Below are 19,131 nucleotides of genomic sequence, written 5' to 3' on the forward strand. Positions count from 1 at the left end.
AGAGAGAAATGAAAAAACGCTCTTTATTCACCCTCGGGCTCGCTCTGATGCTCACCATGAGCGCATGCTCCGTGAAGACGGAAAAAGACGCCGCCGAGAACAACACGGACTCGTCCCAACCGGCCGAGCAATCCGGAATCACGATCGAATTGCTGGGCATGAGCTCGGGCGAATCCGACATCAACATTATCCGGGACCAGCTCACCAAAAACGGCTTTAACGTGAAGCTGAACATTCAGCCCGACTACGGCAGCTTCAAGGCCCAACAAGATGCGGGCAACTTCGATATTGCTCTGTCGAGCTGGACGACCGTTACCGGCAACCCCGACTATGCGGTCCGTTCCCTGTTCAAAACCGGCGGCGACTACAGCATTCTGTCCGATCCGGAGATCGACAAGCTGATCGACGAAGCCGCGACGCAAACTCCCGATCAATTTGTCGAGACGTACAAAAAATTCGAACAGCGCCTTGTCACCGACAAAGCGTATATCGTACCGTTGTACAATTCGTTGAAGAGCCAGGCGTTCAACAAGGAAGTCGTCGACGAGAAATCGATCCGGTTGTCCAAGTCCCGTTCCCTGCCGTGGGAAGAGCTTGATTTTGTAGACAAGTCCAAGCGCGACAACACGGCTCTGGTTCTGCAGCAAGCTTCTTCCACATTGACGTCGCTTGACCCGATCAAAGGCAACGACGGGTCCATCAACATGCTGAACACGAATATGTACGTTCGCCTGGTCAACCTGACCGATGACGACGTCATTACGTCCAAAGGCTCGCTGTCGCTCAACCACACCATCGCCGAGGGGAACTCCGAATACTACTTCATTCTCCGCGACGATATCAACTTCGCCAAAGTCGAGAACAAGCTTGCCGTTGATTCGGGCGAGCGCGTAGGCGCGGAAGACGTTGTCTTCTCCCTGCTGCGGGCGAAAGACAAAAATTCCGTACCGGATCACCGCACGTACACGCTGCATGAGCATATTAAAAACGTCGAGATCGTAACCGACCTGCAAGCTCTGGAGTCCGTGAAGCAATCCGGCGGCAACGGAACCGTCAAGGAAGCGCTGGAAAAAGGGCTGAACACGAAAATTTCCGCGCTGGTTGCCGATAAAAATCAAGCCAACAACAAGGAAGGCAAATATCAAGTGGTCAAACTGACCACAACCGAGCCGTTCCCGCAAGTCCTGAACTACCTGGCGCACCAATCGGCAGGTATCGTGTCCAAGAAACAAGTCGAAAAAATCAATACGTATAACGTCGCAACGTTCGACAAAAATAAAGACATCCCGTACGGGGACCAAAACACGGTAACCGAAGGCGACAAATACAACAATACGCTGTATGCAAGCGGTCCGTATATTCTGGCTTACAAAAACGACTATGAGGCTGTCTTCTACAAAAACCCCGGCTACATGAAGGGAACCGAACATGAGCCGAGAATCTCGAAAATTACCGTCCGCTTCATCAAGGATGCGGACAGCGCGCTCTCCGCGCTGCGCAGCGGCGAGATTCATGTGTACTACGGCGTTCCGGAAACGAAGTACGACATTGTCAAAGGCGACAGCAAGCTGAAGCTGCAAACGATCCCGAGCAACGCCGTATCCTATCTGCTGTTCAACACCAAAAATCGGGAAGTCGCCAAGAGCGAGGATCTGAGAAAAGCTGTGCTTTACTCGATCAACCAGGACGAAATCCTGCAGTTCTACAAAAACAATAAACTCAAAGCCTTCTCGACCCTCAGCCCGCTTGTGAAAACCGGCAATGAGCTGAAGGCCGATCCGGCAAAAGTAAAGGAATTCTTGCAGAAATACAAAGAAAGCGCGAATAAATAAAGTTCGCGCGAATAATCGAACCCCGAATGACGTTAAGTCGTTCGGGGTTCTTTTTGATTTCCTCTTGAAGCGGGAACAAGTCTCGTGTTATAGTCATTGGAAATATTTTTCGTAGGGGGCTTGGAATATGGGTAGTCCTTCTGTCGAGCCGATGTTATTATCCATACCGGAGAGCTTTGAAAGCAGGCGATTGCTGATCCGGGCTCCCCGATGGGGCGACGGAGCGGCGGTCAACGAAGCGATTAAAGAGAGCCTCGAACAATTGCGTCCGTGGATGCCTTGGGCCCAACAGATCCCGTCGGTTGAAGATTCCGAACTCGACATCCGGCGGGCCCGATTGCGATTCCTGGAGCGCGCCGATCTGAGGCTGCTCCTCATATCGAAGGAAACAGGTCAATTCATCGGCAGCAGCGGTCTACACCGGATCGACTGGCAAACCCGCAAATTTGAAATCGGGTATTGGGTACGCACCTCGTATGGCCGCCAAGGGTATATCACCGAAGCGGTGGAGGCTATTACGAATTATGCCATACACGAGCTGCAAGCGAATCGGATCGAAATCCGGTGCGACTCGCGCAATACGCGGAGCGCGCGGGTAGCCGAACGTCTCGGATTCACATTGGAAGGCATCCTTCGCAATCATGAGCGTGATACCGAAGGCGCGTTAAGAGATACGATGGTGTTCGCCAAAGTCCGCGGCGCGGAATTCTAAGCTCTCCGCTTAATGGGGATGTACAGATCGACCTTGCATTTCCCCTCCGCATCGTTCGCGGGATCGTTCATGCAAAATTCAAGGCAAGGTCTGTCGTCGGCATCGTACCCGCTGTTCGGCAGCCATTGGCCGAACAGGCTTTGATAAGCGATGGCGAGTTTGTCGACGGTATCGTAAAACCGGTATAAAGCAAACCATCCCCCCGGCAGCTTCCGAAACCGGATCTCTCCGTGATTTTCCCGGGGGAAACCTTCCGGTATCGTGACGCAAGCATCATAACGGCAAGCGCATTCCTCAACCGTATTCGGGTCATCGAGAGAGATCCCGATAAAATACGCATTGGCGGGCGACAGACCGTTTTCTTTCGCCCAGATTTCCAATTTCGCCCATGCCTGATGGGTGTCCATGTAACTTCCCACATGCCGGACATACGCCACCTCGTATTCGGGAAGCTCCTTAACCGATACGTTCATATCCCAAATCCTCCTCAGAAAGTTGCCCGTCTTTCTTCCATCGTAACCGAGAGGATCGGATAATGCTTCTTGCTTCTTGCGAATCGTCCATGAAATCTTGCTTTTTTGATGAAGGTAGTCTCGAACCTCGCTTGGCGTTTGATTAAAATGCTTCTTGAAGGCCGCATTAAAGGCCGCAACCGATTCAAAACCGCAGAGCTGCGATATCTCCAAAATGGTCCTGTCGGTATCCGCCAAGTAACGGATGGAATTATGCAGACGAACCCGATTCACGAACGCCATCGGGGATACGCCCGCGATAGACGCAAAGATTCGGCTAAAATGAAATTTCGAAAAATGGGATCGCTCGGCCAATTCGTCAAGGGTAAGTCTTCGGAAACTGTTTTCCTTGATATATTGAATGACCGCGTTTATTCTTTCCGCGTAGTCTTTATTCATGAAGCGATCTTCCTTTAGGATATTTTTGAAAAGAACCCGATGTTTGCATTATACGCTCTTGCAGGCAGATGATGGAAGACGCAAAAAAGGCTTCCCGCCGACCATATAACAGCCAGCATGGAAGCCCGGATCATCCGATTATCGGGAAGGATGGAGACACCGGGAGCTCCATGAGCTCGCGGTACAGTTCCATCAGCCGTTCGCGGTCGTCTCCCGCGCGTTCGATCCGTTCCTCGAATCCCGCAACGTCGCAGCCTTCCCCCCGCCGCTGCTTGAGCTCCGCCCGCACGAGCTGCGGCAGTGAAGCCCATCCTGCCATCGTGTTATCCCTCCTATGCTTCGTCCCACATGCGGCGGGCGTTGGCCAGCCCGATTTTGGTCCCTTGCAAGCAGTCTTCCAGACCTTCGAACTCGATCGAGATATCCCCGTCGTAGCCGGACCGCTTGATGACGCGAATCACTTCCGGCAGATCGATATCGCCGTGGCCGACGATCGCGCCGCGCAGGTGGTTGCCGGACGCCGATTGGAACCAGCCTTCCCCGGGGATCCGGTACGACGGTCTCCGGTAAAAATCCTTGAGATGCACCATCGAGGCGAGACCGATATTTTTTTGGACGGCCGTCACGGGATCTTCGTCCGCGCACATAAAATTGCCGACGTCCAACGTCGTCCGGAAATTCGGACGGTCGACCGCCAGCACGAGCCGCTGCACCCGGTCGCTCGCCTGCACGTAATAGCCGTGGTTTTCCACGCTTGTCGTGATGCCGTACTGCGAGGCGTAATCCGCGACGCGGCGGCAGGCTTCGACCATGCGGTCCAAATCCCGCTCGAACTGCGCGATGCCGATCTGGTCGAGCGGCCGGGAAGCGACATCGTGGCGCATCCGCTTCACGCCGAGCTCCGCGGCGATATCCACGTGCCGGATGACCTTCCGAACCGCTTCCTCGTAAGCCTCTTCCGTATCCGTGATAAAATTCGCCCCGACCGCATAATTGGAGATGGCGATGCCCGCTTCCTCCGCCTTCTTGCGGATCACCTCGATCAGCTCCGGCTCCTGCTCCAGACTGAAGCCGGCCGGAACGATCTCGACATGCTCGGCGCCTTGATCGGCTATCCATTGAATGGCGTCCTCCACCGTGAGCTGTCCGCCGCGAATCGCGCGGGATACGCTGTACAGGCTGATGCCGAACCGAACCACGTCCGTCCCCTCCCCTTCCGTTAGCCTAACATGCGTTTTTTGTATTCCATCGGATTCAACCCGTAATGCTCTTTAAACAGCTTCGAGAAGTGGATGCTGTTCTCGTAGCCGACCCGCAGCGCGATTTCGTAGCTTTTCATCGAGCTGTTCAGCAGCATCTCCCTCGCGTGCTGCATGCGCACGGACACCAGGTAGTTCCAGATGGTTGTGCCCGTCTCCTGCTTGAACAGGTTGGCCAGATACGTCCGGCTCATCGACACGGCGTCGGCCACGTCCTGCAGGTTGATTTTTTCGGCGAAATGCTCCCGGATATATTGCTTGACCAACTCCACCGTCCGATGCGTGGCGTTGTTTTTCACCGACTTCATCACGTTGAAAATTTGCTGGGCGCCTTCCTCCAGCCGCCATACCGACAGCAGGCGGCAAAACAGCCTCGCCTGATCGCGCGGGATCGGCTTCCGCTCCATGTCCGGTTCCCGATTGGCGGCGAGTTCCAGGACGACCTTCTCCTTCTTGATCTCCTCAAGCACGAGCTCCAGCCAGACGAGCGCCAGCTCGTACAACAGATAATAGTTGTCGCCGACCCACGATTCGAGCATTTCCAGCGTGTCGACGACAAGCATGTGCATCTTCTCCATCTGCACGGTTTGAACGATCGTGATCCACCGATCCAGCATGCCGGCATGATGCGGAAGTTTTTTGACCAGCAGCGCGACCGCGCGGTCCTTGCGGGTTTGCCGCAGCTTGCGCACGGCGGCTTCGATCGACTCGTTCAAGACGCTCTGTTCGACCGGCTTCATGACGTAATCGACCGCGTTGAGTTGAAGGCTGGCGCGGACATACGCGAAGTCGTCATGGCTGGATACGACAATGCTGGTCATCCACGGATACCGCTCGTTAATGCGGCGGATTAATTCCAGACCGTCCATATGCGGCATGCGGACGTCCGTAATGCAGATGTCGGCGTAATGATGCTCCAGCCATTCCAGACATTTTACGCCGTTGGCGGCGGTTCCGACGGCGATGACGTTGCGGCAGTCGCCGATCTTCTTCGACAGGCTCGACCGGATCAAATGCTCGTCGTCGACGATGACAGCGCTATAATACATGGGAAGACACCTCCTGCTTCGCATGCGTCTGCAGCGGGAAGCGGATTTCAACCGCCGCCCCGGAATCGTGTTCCGCGTTGTCGAGAGTCACCCCTGCGCAAAGATCGTGGGGGTAGTACATTTTCAAGCGAAAATGGATGTTGAGCAACCCGATATTCGAATGCGGATGGTGCAAGGGAGACAAATTGATCTGCTTGATCCGCTCATTCATCCAGATGCGCTTGGGCTCCGGGAATCCTTGTCCGTTGTCGGTCATCCGCACGACGATATAGTCCGTCCCTTCGACAGAAGCGACGTCGACGCTTACGCATACGCGCAGCGGCACGCCATACGGGACATTCGCGTGTTTCATGCTGTTTTCCGCGATCGGCTGCATAATCGCTTTCAGGCAATAAGCCTCTTCGCAGCGGGGGTTTACGCGGATGTCGTACTCGAAATCGTCGCCCAGACGAATTTTCATAATGTCCAGATAATGAATCAAGTGCTGAATCTCTTCGCGCATCGGCACGACGGTGCTTTTGTAATCCGACGTATACCGCAGCATTTTGGACAGCGCGATGGTCGTTTGTTCGATTTGCTTGTGGCCCGCCAGATTGGCCAGCGAATTGATCGATTCCAGCGTGTTGTACAGGAAGTGCGAATCGATTTGCGACTGGAGCGCGGACATTACCGCCTTCTGCTGCATCACCTTCGATTCGGCCAAGGCGTTCACCATGTTGTCCAAATCTTCCAGCATCGCGTTGAAGGCGGTGCCCAGCTCCGCGACTTCGTCCGAGCCGGCGATCTCCACTTTTGCGTCGAACTTCCCCCTCGCCGTCGTTTTAATGATTTTCCGCAGTTTCGCGATCCGTTTCGTTAACGAAGAAGACAGGCCGATGGCGATCATCAGCGAGATGAACAGAGCGGCAACCGCAATGCCGATCGTAAATTTGCGGATGAAAAAAATGCTTCGCGCAAACTCCCGGTACGGCACGACCACGACGGTCTTCCACTCCGACGATCCGATCGACCGGAACAACACGAATTCGTGCGTATCCTCGCGGAAAAACGAGCCGTTCTCTTTTCCCGCGATGCGCTGTCGCAAATCGTCCGGCAAGCGGGCCGTAATCATCGACCGGTCCGGATGGGCGATAATTTTCCCGTTGTCTTCGACGATAAATCCGTATCCGTCATTGCCGATTCCCAGCTCGTTCACGATCGTCAGCGCCGGGTCCAGGCCGATATCGAGCTTGACGTACCCCGTGTCGGACCCGTACCTCACTTTTTTCACCATCGTAATCACGGGGATCTCGATTCCCTTTCCGTCCGAATCGACGTAATCCCTGGAAAATCGGACGTCCACCGTGAAGTTGCCGTCCATAAATGCGTCCAATCCCGCTTCCATAAACTTATATTCCTTTTTGAACCCGTGCCTGATCGTATAATTGATTTCGTTTCCGTTGTTGTTATAGAGCGTCACGGACAAAATCTCCGGATACTGGTAGACAAACGGCTGCACGTAGATGCCTATGATTTTCTGAAAGTACAAATAAGAATCCAGCGGCGCGTCCTTTTTGACCTGAAGCCATTTCTCCAGCTCGGGGGAAAAGGACAGCAGCAGAAAGCTTTGCGTGTACCCCATCAAATACCGTTCCAAATTCAGATTCGCCTGCTTCAGCACCTGATCGCTGAGGCGCTGCACATCCCGCTTGATCGTATTTGACGTCTGCAAGTAGCTCACCGTTCCGATCGTCGACACGACGAACAAGATGAGCGCCGTAAACACGACGATCAGCTTCCACTTCATGGTGTTCCGAACCAGATTGAAAAAGGACATGAGGCCGAACTCCCGCCAAACCGTGATTCTTCCATTGTAGCACGAAACGGCGATGCCGAGTGCCGTGTTGGCCTAAAGGAAAGGAAGGAACGTTGCCGTCCCTCCCCTGCCGCGTGTTTATTTCTTTTTGTTTTTGTTGTACCAGTTCGTCATTTCGTTGATCAGCTCTTGACCTCCGTTGGCGCGCCACTGCTTGATGAACGCATCCCATGTCTCGTCGACCGGAGCGCCTTCCACGATGATTCGCGCCGCAGGCTCGTGGAATTCATAGTACAAGTTGAACAAGTTTTGTCCGACGGCCGGCATACCCATCGTCAAGCTCGTAAGGCCCTCTTTGTTGGAGATGTCGATCGCCGCCTGCATTTTCTCGCGCTGGATGCCGGAGTAACGCGCGTTAAACGACTTTTCGTTGTACGCATGCATCTTGAACAGCGCTCTCCATTCCGTCTTATGCTCTTGCTCGGACGATTCACGGTAGAAGTAGTTTCCGTTCTCTTCCGCGTAGTTGATGCCTTTCACGCCGAGCTCGGAGAAGATTTGCCCTTCTTCGCTGAACAGCCAGTCGAAGAACTTCACGACAGCCGCCGGGTCCTTCGCGCTTTTCATGACCAGGTACGTCTTGTTCACCGGGAAGATGACGGAACCGACCGGGCCGTCGTACCCGGTGCCGCGCGGCGTCGGGATCGTAATGACGTCGACCGCAACGCCCGGCAGTCCGTCCTGGACGACCTTGTGGTACTCGTACCCGCCTTGCGGCGTGAAGCCCCAGGAACCCGCTTGGCCGGAGGCGATTTTTTGCTTCCAGATCGATGAGGAGTTCACCAGGAATTCGGAATCGAGCAGCCCTTCCTTATACATCGTTTGCATAAACGCGAGACCTTTTTTCATGTTCGGGTGCACGAAGCCCGGCACGATTTCGCCGTTTAATTCGATGCCTTCGTACGGGGAGATGCCCCACATGCCCCAAATCATGTCGCCGGTCCAGGAAAACTTCTCGCGCATCGTAAAGGCGATTTCGTCTTTTTTGCCGTTCTTGTTCGGGTCTCCGTCGCGGAACTTCCGGAACATCTCCAGCAACTCGTCCGACGTCTTCGGCACCTGCGTGACGCCCACCGCGTCCATCCAGTCCTTGCGGACGTAAAACAGACGGGACGAAGGCGTATTGCTCGGCTCCGGAATGCCCATGATTTGTCCGTTGATCGTAACGGCGTCCCAAGCGTATTGCGGGATGTTTTTCTTCAGGTTCGGACCGTACTGCTCGATCAAATCGTTAAGAGGCATAACGAGACCGTTGTCAAGCGCGCCATCTCCCTGCGTCAGGCCGAAACCCATGAAGACGTCCGGGAATTCGCCGGCCGCGAATTTCAGCTTCAGTTGATCGACATAGTTCGCGTTCGGCAGGAAGTTAATGTCCAGGTTGACGCCGGACTTCTCGACCATGTATTTGACGGTCGGGTCCTGCAGCAGATTCCCGGTCGGCACGGCTTTCGACAGATCGGGAACGTAAATTTTGATGGTCGGCGTCTTCGCGGTTTGCCCCGCATCCCCGCCCGTCCCGGCGGGCGACGGCGACTCCGTTCCCGAGTTGTCGCTGCCGGAGCACGCGGTGACTAACAGCATCGTCGAGACGGTCAGCAGGCTAAGCCATTTTCTCGTTTGCTTCATGCATTCGTTCCTCCCTTTTGATTGTCTTTTCTATGTCAGGCTTATGGGCCTTGGACAACAGAGGGGCGTCACTCTTTTAACGAGCCGAGCATCGCGCCTTTGATGAAATGCTTCTGCACGAACGGATAGATGAGCAGAATCGGCACGGTGGCCACGATGATCGTCGCCATCTGCAAGCCCTGCGGCGACACGTCCCATGTCGTGATCGTGCTCATGAACGACCGGGCATCGCTCGTGTCGTATTGGGCGAGAAGCATGTACAAGTACATTTGAAGCGGCCGCAACTTCGCGTCCGTAATGTACAGCAGCGCCGAGTAGTAATTGTTCCAATGCGCCACGGCGTAAAACAGCAGCAGCGTCACCACGATCGGCAGCGACAGCGGCATCGTAATCCGCCACACGATGCGGTATTCGGACATGCCGTCCACGCGCGCCGCCTCGAACAGCTCCTCGGGCAGCGACCGGAAAAACGTAATGCACAAAATCAGGTTAAACGCGCTGAGCGCCCCCGGAATAATCAGCGCCCAAATCGTATTGAGCATATCAAGCGCTTTCACGAGCAAATACGTCGGGATCATCGGCGCCTGGAAAATCATCGTGAAGATGATGTACAGCATAAACGGGCGCCGCCCTTTCAAGTACGGCTTCGACAGCGGATAGGCCGTCAACACCGTCAGCACCATATTGATCATCGTGCCGACGACGACGACGAACAACGTGACGCCGAACGATCTCCAGAACGTCGTATTTTTAAACACGAGGATGTAGTTATCCAAGTTGAAGCCGACCGGCCACAGCTTGACCTGCGAATGAATCAGCGCGTTCGTCTCGCTGAGCGATCCCGCGACGACATGCATCAGCGGCAAGATGACAAGCAGGCAGGCGAGCAGCAAAAACGCCGTGTTCGCGATATCGAAGCATTTTTCGCCGAACGATGTTTTGATTTTCATGCGGCCGCCCCCTTAATAAATCCCTTCGCCGGTCGTGGCTTTGCTGGCCCGATTGGCAACGACGAGAAGCAGGAATCCGATAACGGATTTGAACAATCCGATGGCGGTCGTCAGGCTGTATTTCCCGCCGAGAATGCCGGCGCGGTACGCGTACGTGTCGAGAACGTCGCCGGTGCTGAGCGTAAGCGGATTCAGGAACAGGTAAATTTGCTCGAAGCCGAGATCCATGATATGGCCGATTTTCAGCAGCAGCAAAATCATGATGGCGGGCAATAGGCCCGGCAGCGTGACGTGCACGAATTGCTTCCACCGGTTCGCCCCGTCGATTCTCGCCGCTTCGTAAAGCGAAGGGCTGATGCCCGCGATGGCGGCGAGGAATATGATCGCGCTCCAGCCCATCTCTTTCCAGATGCCGCTCGCAATGATGATCGTCCGGAAATACTCGGCCTTCTGGAGAAAGCTGACCGGTTCGCCGCCCATCGCCTGAATCGCCTGGTTCACCAAGCCGGTCTGCACGGACAGGAGCATGTACACGAATCCGAACACGATCGTCCACGACAGGAAATGCGGCAAGTACACGACCGTTTGCACGAAGCGTTTGAACGCCATGTTCCGCACTTCGTTCAGCAGCACCGCGAGCAGGATCGGCGCCGGAAACGCGAACAATATCTGATAAAAGCTGATGAGCAGCGTGTTGACGATCAGCCGCTTCAGGTTCGGGTACGTGAAAAACTCTTCGAACCATTTGAAGCCCACCCATTCGCTCTCCAGGAACCCTTTGAAAATGTTGTAGTCTTGGAAGGCGATGACGCTGCCCAGCAACGGGACGTATTTGAAAACGAGAAAATACAGCATGCCGGGCGCAAGCATGAAGTACAAGGCGCGGTGGCGGACGACGAACTTTAACGTTCGGACGAATCCGGCTTGGGGTGCTGCCTTCGGCACGGCTGCGGTTGTCGTTTGCGTATTCATGGGCACCACCTTTCTCTTATCCTGATCCCATTGTAAAATCCGCGGTCAAACCCGGACAATGAGACGATATTTGGATTTGTTATGCAATGTTAAGAAATCAGTCGAAGATCACTTCCCTCATCATCAAATGCGAACCGGCGTTGTAATACACGCGGCCGTCGGCGCCCACGGTCATCAGCGCAAGCGGCGTCTCGTCCCAGATCGCGTGGTCGAGCGTCTGCGGATCGATCACGATCAGCTTGCGCGCCAGCGTCGTGACCAACAGGCCTTGCGGCCCCCACCGCAAGAAATAAGGACGAATATGGCTGTACTTGTATTCGCTCGGACAAATGGTTTTGCTTTTCACGACGCGCAAGCCGTCCGGTTCCATGGCGAAAATCGTGCCGTCGACCGCGCCCCACAGCAAGCCGTCCGGGCCGAACGAAAGCTCGCCGATCATGCGGGGCGGCATGTCGATCCCCGGAATGTCGGGCGTAAACGAATGCAGCAGCTTCCGCGACCGCACATCCCATACGAACAGCTTCGCCTCCGTCTCCGACGGCTCGACGCCGAAGCCGCCCCAGTTGGTCGTGCCGCCGTACAGCAGCCCGTCCCGGTAAGCGAGGCCGACGACGCTCTGGTTCGGCACGATGCCCGGGAACACTTCGTGCTCGCCGCTCTCCTCGTCGTATACGGCGATCGCCCCGGTGAGCAGCCCGTAATCGGCGATCGTGCCGATATACACCTTGCCGCCGCCGGACGCGATGGCGAACGGCCGGTCCTGATGGTGGCCGACGGCGAACAGGAACGCCGGATTGGACGACGGCGAAGACCCGGGCGCCGCTTCCCGTTCGGGATCGTACCGGAACACTCTCGCTTTCGTATAAGTGCCGAAGTACGCCTTGCCGTTCGAAAAGCCGATGCCTTCGATCTGGGGGAAGTTCGGGATGCTGAGTTCGACGCGGCGCGTTGCGGTGTCGTAAATCGTAAGGCTTCGGTGATAGCCGCCGATATACAGCTTCCCGGCGCCGTCGCTTTCCAGCGACTGCAACTGAACCGGCTTCGCCGGAATTTGCGTACGCCCTTCAGTGACCGACTTCGTGACGGGGTCGTAGAGCATATAATCCGCATGGGCGGTCACGATCGCGAGACGGAACGAGCCGTCCTGCTCCGCGATCCAACGCATGCACTTGATTTTCGGCTGGTCGGGAGAGGACGGAAGCGCGGCTTGCTTCGCGGCGGCGTTCGACTCCGGCGAGTAGGCGTACAGCGCGCCTTCCGAGACGAAATAATAGGCTCCGTCCGCGGGAGAAGCCGGACTTACGAAGTCGTTGGCGGCGAACCGGTTGAGGATGCGCTCCGCCTCCGGCTCGTACACGAGCACTTCGGCTTGGTCGACGGACACGAACAGGATGCTCCCGTCTTCGGCCGGCCAGATGCGGTCGACAAAGCCTTGCCGCCCGGAGTATCCTTCGAGCCGGAGTTCGCGGCGTTCTCCGGTCCGGCGGTCCCAACGCACGAGACGCATCTCGCTTCCTATGCCCGCGTACACGAAGCGCTCCGTCGCCGCGATCCCCCGAACGTAAAACTGATCCTCCGACATGCGCCCGAGGTCGCGGAACGTCCCGCGCTTCGGGTCGTATTCGAACGCTTTGGCGTTCGGATACGTGGCCCCGTACACGCATCCGTCCGGAGACGATGCGATGTCCCAGACCCACGGATCGGCCGGCGAGACGCCCAACGCTTCCGTCCGCCGCTCCTCCGGCAAATACCGGTACAGCATGCCGTCTTCGGTGCCGGAGAAATAGACGAATCCGTCCGGCGCGAGCGTCATGCCCCACACCGCCTCCGAATGCGGGATCGGGAACGCGTACCGCACCGATCCGTCGCGCAGATCGACGGCGTAAAACGTCGCCGGCGCGCCGTTGGCCGCGATATACAGCTCAGGCGAGCCGTCGCACCTCGTGCCGATGCATGCCGCTTGTCCGAGGCGGGCGACGACCACCTCCCCCAAGTCGACGGGAGGACCGGGACGAACCCGTTCGAGACGGTTATTCATACACGATTTCCTTCCCCGACTCCGCCGACGCGTACACGCCGCACAGCATCTTCATGATCTCCGTTCCGTCCTCCACCGGGCTGATCGGCTTGCGGCCCGTCTTGGCACACATGACGAAATGGTCGATTTCCCGCTGGAACGCGTTTTCGAAATCGAAGGTCCGGTGCTGGATTTCCGGCGTTATATTCAGCAGCGTATTGTGCTTTTCGGAGACGAACAGCAGCTCCGGCTCGACCTCCACCCCGCCATTGTCCCCGTACAGCACCGCGCGAATTTCGTTTTTCTTCGCATGGAGCGTGAAGCTCGCGTCCACGAAGAGCGAAGCGCCGTTCTCGAACCGGATCAGCGCGTTCGCCAAATCCTCGACCGTGTTCACGTCCGGACTCCAGTCCGCCGCTTTGTATTGGTTGATGTTTTGAATATGGGCCCGGTTGCCGAGCTTGTCGTACGTATGGCCTTTGATGGAATGCACCTTCGGCTTGCCCATCAGATACCAGCACAGGTCGATCATATGGACGCCCAGATCGATCAGGGGTCCGCCGCCGGAACGGGTTTTATCCGCGAACCAGCCGCCGGGATTGCCGAGCCTGCGGAGCAAGGACGCTTTGGCGTAATAAATGTCGCCGAGCTCCCCTTGCTCGATAAACGTTTTGGCGACGGTCACGTTCGTGGCGAAGCGCCGCACGAAGCCGACTTGAAGGACGTTGCCGGTCTGCTCGACGGCCTCCTGCACGCGAAGGGCCTCCTCGACCGTCTTCGTCATCGGCTTTTCGACCAGCACCTGTTTGCCCGCGCGCAAGGCGGCGATGCTGATTTCGGCGTGCGAATCGTTCCACGTGCAGACGCTGACGGCATGGACGTTCGGGTCGGCGAGAAGTTCCCGGTAATCGGTATAGACCTTGGCGGCCCCGTACAGCTCCGCTTTGCCGCGGGCCCGCTCCGCGTTCTGATCGCAGATGGCGTATATGACGGCTTCCGGGTTCGCTTTGTACGCATTGAGGTGAAACTCCGATATCGTGCCCGCTCCGATCACTCCGATGTTGATCGACGACATGTGTGATCACTCCCGCATGTTGGAAATGGTGCCGTTTACATTCTCCATTGTAGCTTCGCGCCTCGGCCCCGAACAATGAGAGCATCTTTCTATTTGTTATGCGATGTTATGATTTTCAAATAAAAAGACCAACCGGGAACCGGTTGGCCTGATCGTGCCGTCGTGCCGTGCTTCACAGAATCACTTCGCGTTTGCTCGAGGACGATTCGTAGATGGCGAGGATGATGTCCACCGCTTTGCGGGCTTCCTCCCCGGGAACCATCGGCTCCCTGTCTTCGAGCACGGCGAGCGCCATGTCTTCGATAAAGAGGTAGTGGCCGTACGAACGGACGCCTTCGATCGGATCGTCCTTCGCCGGAGGCGTTTCTTCCCCCGGAACATGCCACTCCTGAATGCCGTTGTCGTCGAAGACGACGGTGCCGAGCTCGCCGTGAATTTCAAACCGCGTGCTGCGTTCCGGGTATACCGTCGTCGCGCCCTCGATGACGCCGAAGGCGCCGTTCCGGAATTCGACGACGGCGACGGCCGTGTCCTCCACCTCGATGTTTCGGGAGAGCGCCGCAGTTCTGCCGTACACCTTCTGGATGCCGCCGCACAGCCATTGAATCATATCGACGCCGTGCACGCCCTGATTCATCAGCGCGCCGCCGCCGTCAAGCGCCCACGTTCCGCGCCAGCCGGCGCTGTCGTAATACGCTTGGCTTCGGTAGTATTTCAGATAAGCGTCGCCGAGCACAAGCTTCCCGAGCTTGCCTTCCTCGATGACGCGCTTGACGGCTTTCGGAACGGAGAGCGCCCTGCGCTGATAGACGCAGCCCAGCTTCACGCCGGCGTTGCGGCACGCCTCGATCATGGCCGTCATCTTCTCCGGCGTAATCTCGAGCGGCTTCTCGCAGAGCACGTGCTTGCCGGATCGGGCGGCCTGGATGGCCGCGTCGCCGTGCAGCCCGCTCGGCGTGCAGATCGAAACGACGTCGATCTCCGGCAAAGACAGCATGTCGCCCAAATCGGAAAAGGCGTGCGGAATGCCGTGTTTCTCGGCAAAAGACCGAGACCGCTCCGGGTCGATATCGATGACCGCGGCCAGTTCCGCGTGCGGACAAGCCCGAATCGCTTCCGCGTGCAGCTCCGCAATGATGCCGCAGCCGACGATGCCGAAACGAACGGTTCGTTTGTTCTCGTTCATGAGGTTCCCTCGCATCCGTATTGGATTCGTTCAGATGAAGTACAATCCGCCCGTATAAGGAAGCGGAACCGGCTCCCAGTTCGTCCGTTCCGGGCAGTCGTGGCCGCCAGCCGCGCGGTCGAAGCAGAGCGCCGTCAGTTGCTCCGGCGTCAACCCTTCGGCCGGGAGCGTTCGTTCGCCGAGCCACGGCCGGAGCTGTTCAAGCAGCCGTTCGAGCCGAACGATGCGCACCGTACCTTCGTTGTTTTCCTCCCGCGCCTCGGCGCCGGCGTCCTCCAGCCTGCGGCGCAGCTCCAGGTCGGCGCCGGGAACGGCCAGCTCCAACGCGGCCCCTCCGCCGATCCCGAGCGCGCAGTCCGCCGCCAAAACCGCGGTCGCGGCGGGGTCTCCGGCCCACTCCAGAACGGCGGTCCGCTCGGCGCCTGCGGCGACGACGGCGAAGGCGCGGACCTCCTTCCCGGCTTCCGCGACGTACACCCGCTGCTCCCCCTTCATAATGCTCGGGACGGCCTGCGCTTTCAGAAGCGCTCCCAGCCCGTTCACGTCCGCTTCGAACCGCACCGTTCTTGCGGCAGACAACGCATGGATCGCGAACAGGTCGGCGGGCCCGGCTTCCCTGACGGCATAACCGTCGGCGTCCGGCTGGCGCTTCAGCCTGGCCGCCGTTTCGCCGTCCAGCCTGTAGCGGCGGAAGCGGCCGAACGGGTAGCAATGCGCGCGGACGTACAGCGAGCGGGACCCCGACACGAAGATCAAGGAGGCGCCCGCCTCGTCGGCGAACGCGACGATCCGTTCCAGGATGCGGGAAGCGATGCCTTGTCCCCGGTAAGCCGGGTCCGTGCAGACGGAACCGACGAAGAAGGCCCGCAGCCGCGCTTCGCCGACGCGGACGGTCCACGGAACGAAGCCGAAGAAAGAGACCAGTTTCCCTTGATCGAACGCGCCGAACGAGAACGGCTGCACCGCCTCGGAAAAAATGTACGGAAAACTGACGGCCATCGAAGGCTGGCTCTCGTCCCGAAACGTCCGGTCAGCCAGCCGCGCCGCTTCTTTTAATTCCCCGCTTTGGAGCATACGGATATCCATATGCGCGCCTCCTCTTTTGCGTCAGCCGTGCTTCAGCAGCGTTCCGACGGTCGGAGCGAGCTCCGCGTAATTGCGGTACGCCTCGTCCGCCCGTTCAACGGGATACACATCCGTAATAAGCGGCGCGACCGATATTTTCCGTTCCGCCAGCAATCGGATGTATTCGGCCGTATTCCGCCCCTCCGTCCAACGCACGTAGCCGATCGGATAATCGCGGTTGTCCCGCTCGTACCCCCGATCGTAACGGCCGGGGCCGCCCGCCCGCGAAATGAGCACCTGCGCTTCCTTCGCGAACATCGCTCCGCGCGAAAATTGCGCCGTGATGTCGCCCACGATGACCAATTTCCCGCGGTCGCGAATCCATTCCAGCGCTTGGTTCATAAGCGCTTCGCCGGGGCCGCCGACGCACAGCAGCACGCTGTCCGCCCCGGCGCCGCCGGTGAGCCGGGGCAGGTTCGCCTCCAGCTCGCTCTGATCCGCGAACGCGGGGACGCCAAGCTCCCGCATCCGCCGGACGCGGTCCTCGTTGAGGTCGTGCCCGATCGTGCGGAACGCCGCGGCGGAAGCGATCTGCGCGGTCAGGTTGCCGAGCAGGCCGAGTCCGACGACAACCGCGGATTCGCCGAACCGCAGATCGGCGGTCCGCAGCGCATGGATGGCAATCGCGCCCAATCCGGCGAACGCGGCCTCCTCGGGAGACACCCCCTCCGGCACGACCGCCGCCAAATTGGCCGGCACGGCCAGCAGTCCCGCGTGCCGGACATACGGCGCCCCGTAGCATGCCGCCCGTTGGCCGGGCGCGAATCCCGTCACGCCTTCTCCGACCCGCTCGACGATGCCGACCGCGCTGTACCCCAAGATGACGGGCGTCTCGCCGGACGCTTTCAACATGCTCATCTCGGTGCCCGGACTGATAGCCGAGTATTCCGTGCGAATGAGCACGTGACCGGGCAACAGCTCCGGCTCCTGCGCGTCGATGACAACAATTCGTCCCTGTTTCGCTGCTACCGCCTTCAAGAGGCTCCCTCCCGTGGTTCAGGTGTAATATCGTGATCGAGCCCGAGTTCGGCTCCGCCGCGCAGCAAACGCTCCTGCAGCAGCTCGATCGGCACGTCTTCCGCCGAACGCCCGTCCGCGGCGGCCAACGCCGCCGCCGTGCCGGCCGCTTGCCCGAGCGCCATGCAGCTCGGCGTCAGCCGGGCGGTCGCTTGCGCCTCGTGCGACGCGGACAAGCAGCGGCCGGCCATGACCAAATTAAACACGCCCTGCGGAAGCAAGCACCGGTACGGGATGTCGTAGGCGCCCCCCGCCTCGATGAAGCCTTCCGTCACGCCTTTCCCTTCCGGTTGATGAATGTCGATCGGGTAGCCGCTTCTCGCCACCGCGTCGGGAAAACGACGGCCGGTCAGCACGTCCTCGCCGGTCAGCACGTACTTTCCGGCAATGCGCCGGGTTTCCCGCACGCCGATCTGCGTACCGACCTGAGTGACGCGCGCCCGCCCGAATCCGGGGATGGATTGCCGGAGGAAGCTTTCGATCATCTCGACCTGGCGTCTGCCCTCGATTTCGGCAGACGTCAAGTCCCGGGCGTCCATCGGGTTCAAGCCGGAAACGCGGGAGACGTTCACCACCGCTTCGTCTTCGCCGGGTCCGGCGAACAACAGGACGCCGTCCCGGGGAATCGGCAACGCCGCCTCCCGCCATTTGCTGTAAAAGCCCGCCACGCCCGTAAGCGGAAGCCGGTCCAGCTCCGATATCAACGATTTCCGGTAGAAGTCTTCCGGATGGCGGCGCATATACGCTTTGATCTCGGAGAAGTCGACTCCTCGCATCCGGAATTTCATCGTCATCGGCTGCGTTTTGCCGTTCGCGTTGCCTTGCTCCCACGGCGCGCCCGCGAAGGCGGCGATGTCGCCGTCTCCCGTCGCGTCCACGAACATGCGGGCCCTTACGCGAACAGGGCCGGACTTCGTCTGGAGCGTGACGCTCCGCAGTTCTCCGCCGACGCAATCGGCGTCGACCGCCCAGGCGTGCAGCAGCAGCTCGGCGCCGGCTTCCTGCAGCATATCGAACGCCAAAACTTTAAACGCTTCGGGATGATACGGCGTCAGCGTATGCACGAACCCGATCGTGTCCCGAAGATGGCCGGGCGAAGCATTCCTGCGCATCAGGCGATCGACGATTTCTTGCGCGATGCCCCGAATCACTTGTTCGCCCGCCGCGGTATGGAACGTCATCCACGGATAAACCAGCGCCAAAGTCGACATGCCGCCCAAAAATCCGTAACGCTCCGCCAGAAGCGTACGGGCCCCGTTCCTCGCGGCGGCGACGGCGGCGGCGATGCCCGCCGGCCCGCCTCCGAGGACGGCCACGTCTACGCGATATTCGTTCATCGTCCGACCCTCTCTCCAAATCGCGCCCTCGTCTGTCATATACGGCGCGCGGCCGCGATTTCAAATGCATGCGGTGTTTTGCGTCTGCCGCCCGCGGTTTCCCTCATTGTAGGATCGAAGCGAAAGCGGGACAATGAGGCGATATTCGGATTTGCAGCGTGATATTAAGGATTAGGGAGGCAGCATCAAACGACGCAGTTCCCGACAA

16 protein-coding genes and 1 pseudogene are annotated in these 19,131 nt (G+C 58.4%); 2 read left to right on the forward strand and 15 right to left on the reverse strand.

Features of this window, described 5'->3' with window-relative positions; all coding sequences use genetic code 11:
- The first annotated feature begins 8 nt into the window (after nt 1-8).
- Together FE781_RS12775 and FE781_RS12780 are read left to right on the forward strand one after the other, a co-directional pair.
- Nucleotides 9-1,832, forward strand: coding sequence for an ABC transporter substrate-binding protein (locus FE781_RS12775; protein WP_138790020.1), 1,824 nt, complete (start codon nt 9-11; stop codon nt 1,830-1,832).
- Nucleotides 1,833-1,959: 127 nt separating this feature from the next.
- Nucleotides 1,960-2,544: a GNAT family N-acetyltransferase gene (locus FE781_RS12780; protein WP_138790021.1), complete on the forward strand. Its 585-nt coding sequence runs from the start codon at nt 1,960-1,962 to the stop codon at nt 2,542-2,544.
- Here FE781_RS12780 and FE781_RS17825 read toward each other — a convergent pair.
- From FE781_RS17825 to FE781_RS12850, 15 genes and pseudogenes are all read right to left on the reverse strand, one after another.
- Nucleotides 2,541-3,017, reverse strand: coding sequence for an AraC family transcriptional regulator (locus FE781_RS17825; protein WP_246068168.1), 477 nt, complete (start codon nt 3,015-3,017; stop codon nt 2,541-2,543). The two genes, FE781_RS12780 and FE781_RS17825, sit on opposite strands and share 4 nt — an antisense overlap.
- Nucleotides 3,018-3,188: 171 nt before the next feature.
- Nucleotides 3,189-3,455 (reverse strand): annotated as a pseudogene (locus tag FE781_RS17830) (helix-turn-helix transcriptional regulator); the annotation flags it as partial.
- 130 nt (nt 3,456-3,585) lie between these two features.
- On the reverse strand, nt 3,586-3,774 hold the full coding sequence (locus FE781_RS12790) for a hypothetical protein (protein WP_138790023.1): 189 nt from the start codon (nt 3,772-3,774) through the stop codon (nt 3,586-3,588).
- A gap of 13 nt (nt 3,775-3,787) precedes the next feature.
- The gene (locus FE781_RS12795; RefSeq protein ID WP_138790024.1) at nt 3,788-4,654 is read right to left on the reverse strand and encodes a sugar phosphate isomerase/epimerase family protein; all 867 of its coding nucleotides are present in this window, start codon (nt 4,652-4,654) and stop codon (nt 3,788-3,790) included.
- 20 nt (nt 4,655-4,674) lie between these two features.
- Nucleotides 4,675-5,763: a response regulator gene (locus tag FE781_RS12800; protein WP_170209536.1), complete on the reverse strand. Its 1,089-nt coding sequence runs from the start codon at nt 5,761-5,763 to the stop codon at nt 4,675-4,677.
- Nucleotides 5,753-7,579 (reverse strand): sensor histidine kinase, encoded by a 1,827-nt coding sequence (locus FE781_RS12805; protein ID WP_138790026.1) that lies wholly within the window; start codon nt 7,577-7,579, stop codon nt 5,753-5,755. Before FE781_RS12805 ends, FE781_RS12800 begins: the two co-directional genes overlap by 11 nt.
- Before the next feature lie 117 nt (nt 7,580-7,696).
- Nucleotides 7,697-9,244: an extracellular solute-binding protein gene (locus FE781_RS12810; protein WP_138790027.1), complete on the reverse strand. Its 1,548-nt coding sequence runs from the start codon at nt 9,242-9,244 to the stop codon at nt 7,697-7,699.
- Between the two features lie 68 nt (nt 9,245-9,312).
- Nucleotides 9,313-10,194 (reverse strand): carbohydrate ABC transporter permease, encoded by an 882-nt coding sequence (locus FE781_RS12815; RefSeq protein ID WP_138790028.1) that lies wholly within the window; start codon nt 10,192-10,194, stop codon nt 9,313-9,315.
- Nucleotides 10,195-10,206: 12 nt separating this feature from the next.
- On the reverse strand, nt 10,207-11,166 hold the full coding sequence (locus FE781_RS12820) for an ABC transporter permease (protein WP_138790029.1): 960 nt from the start codon (nt 11,164-11,166) through the stop codon (nt 10,207-10,209).
- Nucleotides 11,167-11,263: 97 nt separating this feature from the next.
- Entirely contained in the window at nt 11,264-13,204 is a 1,941-nt protein-coding gene (locus tag FE781_RS12825) for a ligand-binding sensor domain-containing protein (RefSeq protein ID WP_138790030.1), read from the reverse strand.
- The gene (locus FE781_RS12830) at nt 13,197-14,258 is read right to left on the reverse strand and encodes a Gfo/Idh/MocA family protein (protein WP_138790031.1); all 1,062 of its coding nucleotides are present in this window, start codon (nt 14,256-14,258) and stop codon (nt 13,197-13,199) included. Before FE781_RS12830 ends, FE781_RS12825 begins: the two co-directional genes overlap by 8 nt.
- A gap of 172 nt (nt 14,259-14,430) precedes the next feature.
- Entirely contained in the window at nt 14,431-15,444 is a 1,014-nt protein-coding gene (locus tag FE781_RS12835) for a Gfo/Idh/MocA family protein (protein WP_246068167.1), read from the reverse strand.
- 30 nt (nt 15,445-15,474) lie between these two features.
- Entirely contained in the window at nt 15,475-16,530 is a 1,056-nt protein-coding gene (locus tag FE781_RS12840; RefSeq protein WP_138790033.1) for a GNAT family N-acetyltransferase, read from the reverse strand.
- Nucleotides 16,531-16,551: 21 nt separating this feature from the next.
- Nucleotides 16,552-17,547 carry a zinc-dependent alcohol dehydrogenase gene (locus FE781_RS12845; protein ID WP_138790034.1) on the reverse strand — a complete coding sequence of 332 codons (996 nt, stop codon included), beginning with the start codon at nt 17,545-17,547 and terminating at the stop codon, nt 16,552-16,554.
- On the reverse strand, nt 17,544-18,923 hold the full coding sequence (locus tag FE781_RS12850; protein ID WP_138790035.1) for an FAD-dependent oxidoreductase: 1,380 nt from the start codon (nt 18,921-18,923) through the stop codon (nt 17,544-17,546). Before FE781_RS12850 ends, FE781_RS12845 begins: the two co-directional genes overlap by 4 nt.
- Nucleotides 18,924-19,131: the final 208 nt, after the last annotated feature.

Source organism: Paenibacillus thermoaerophilus, assembly GCF_005938195.1.
Lineage (GTDB): Bacteria > Bacillota > Bacilli > Paenibacillales > Reconciliibacillaceae > Paenibacillus_W > Paenibacillus_W thermoaerophilus.

Bases quoted from the DNA above. Each gene is read 5' to 3' on its own strand.
- FE781_RS12805 (WP_138790026.1), bottom strand. From the start codon at position 7,579: ATGTCCTTTTTCAATCTGGTTCGGAACACCATGAAGTGGAAGCTGATC.
- FE781_RS12820 (WP_138790029.1), bottom strand. From the start codon at position 11,166: ATGAATACGCAAACGACAACCGCAGCCGTGCCGAAGGCAGCACCCCAA.
- FE781_RS12775 (WP_138790020.1), top strand. From the start codon at position 9: ATGAAAAAACGCTCTTTATTCACCCTCGGGCTCGCTCTGATGCTCACC.
- FE781_RS12835 (WP_246068167.1), bottom strand. From the start codon at position 15,444: ATGAACGAGAACAAACGAACCGTTCGTTTCGGCATCGTCGGCTGCGGC.
- FE781_RS12780 (WP_138790021.1), top strand. From the start codon at position 1,960: ATGGGTAGTCCTTCTGTCGAGCCGATGTTATTATCCATACCGGAGAGC.
- FE781_RS12810 (WP_138790027.1), bottom strand. From the start codon at position 9,244: ATGAAGCAAACGAGAAAATGGCTTAGCCTGCTGACCGTCTCGACGATG.
- FE781_RS12850 (WP_138790035.1), bottom strand. From the start codon at position 18,923: ATGAACGAATATCGCGTAGACGTGGCCGTCCTCGGAGGCGGGCCGGCG.
- FE781_RS12840 (WP_138790033.1), bottom strand. From the start codon at position 16,530: ATGGATATCCGTATGCTCCAAAGCGGGGAATTAAAAGAAGCGGCGCGG.
- FE781_RS12790 (WP_138790023.1), bottom strand. From the start codon at position 3,774: ATGGCAGGATGGGCTTCACTGCCGCAGCTCGTGCGGGCGGAGCTCAAG.
- FE781_RS12800 (WP_170209536.1), bottom strand. From the start codon at position 5,763: ATGTATTATAGCGCTGTCATCGTCGACGACGAGCATTTGATCCGGTCG.
- FE781_RS17825 (WP_246068168.1), bottom strand. From the start codon at position 3,017: ATGAACGTATCGGTTAAGGAGCTTCCCGAATACGAGGTGGCGTATGTC.
- FE781_RS12830 (WP_138790031.1), bottom strand. From the start codon at position 14,258: ATGTCGTCGATCAACATCGGAGTGATCGGAGCGGGCACGATATCGGAG.
- FE781_RS12825 (WP_138790030.1), bottom strand. From the start codon at position 13,204: ATGAATAACCGTCTCGAACGGGTTCGTCCCGGTCCTCCCGTCGACTTG.
- FE781_RS12815 (WP_138790028.1), bottom strand. From the start codon at position 10,194: ATGAAAATCAAAACATCGTTCGGCGAAAAATGCTTCGATATCGCGAAC.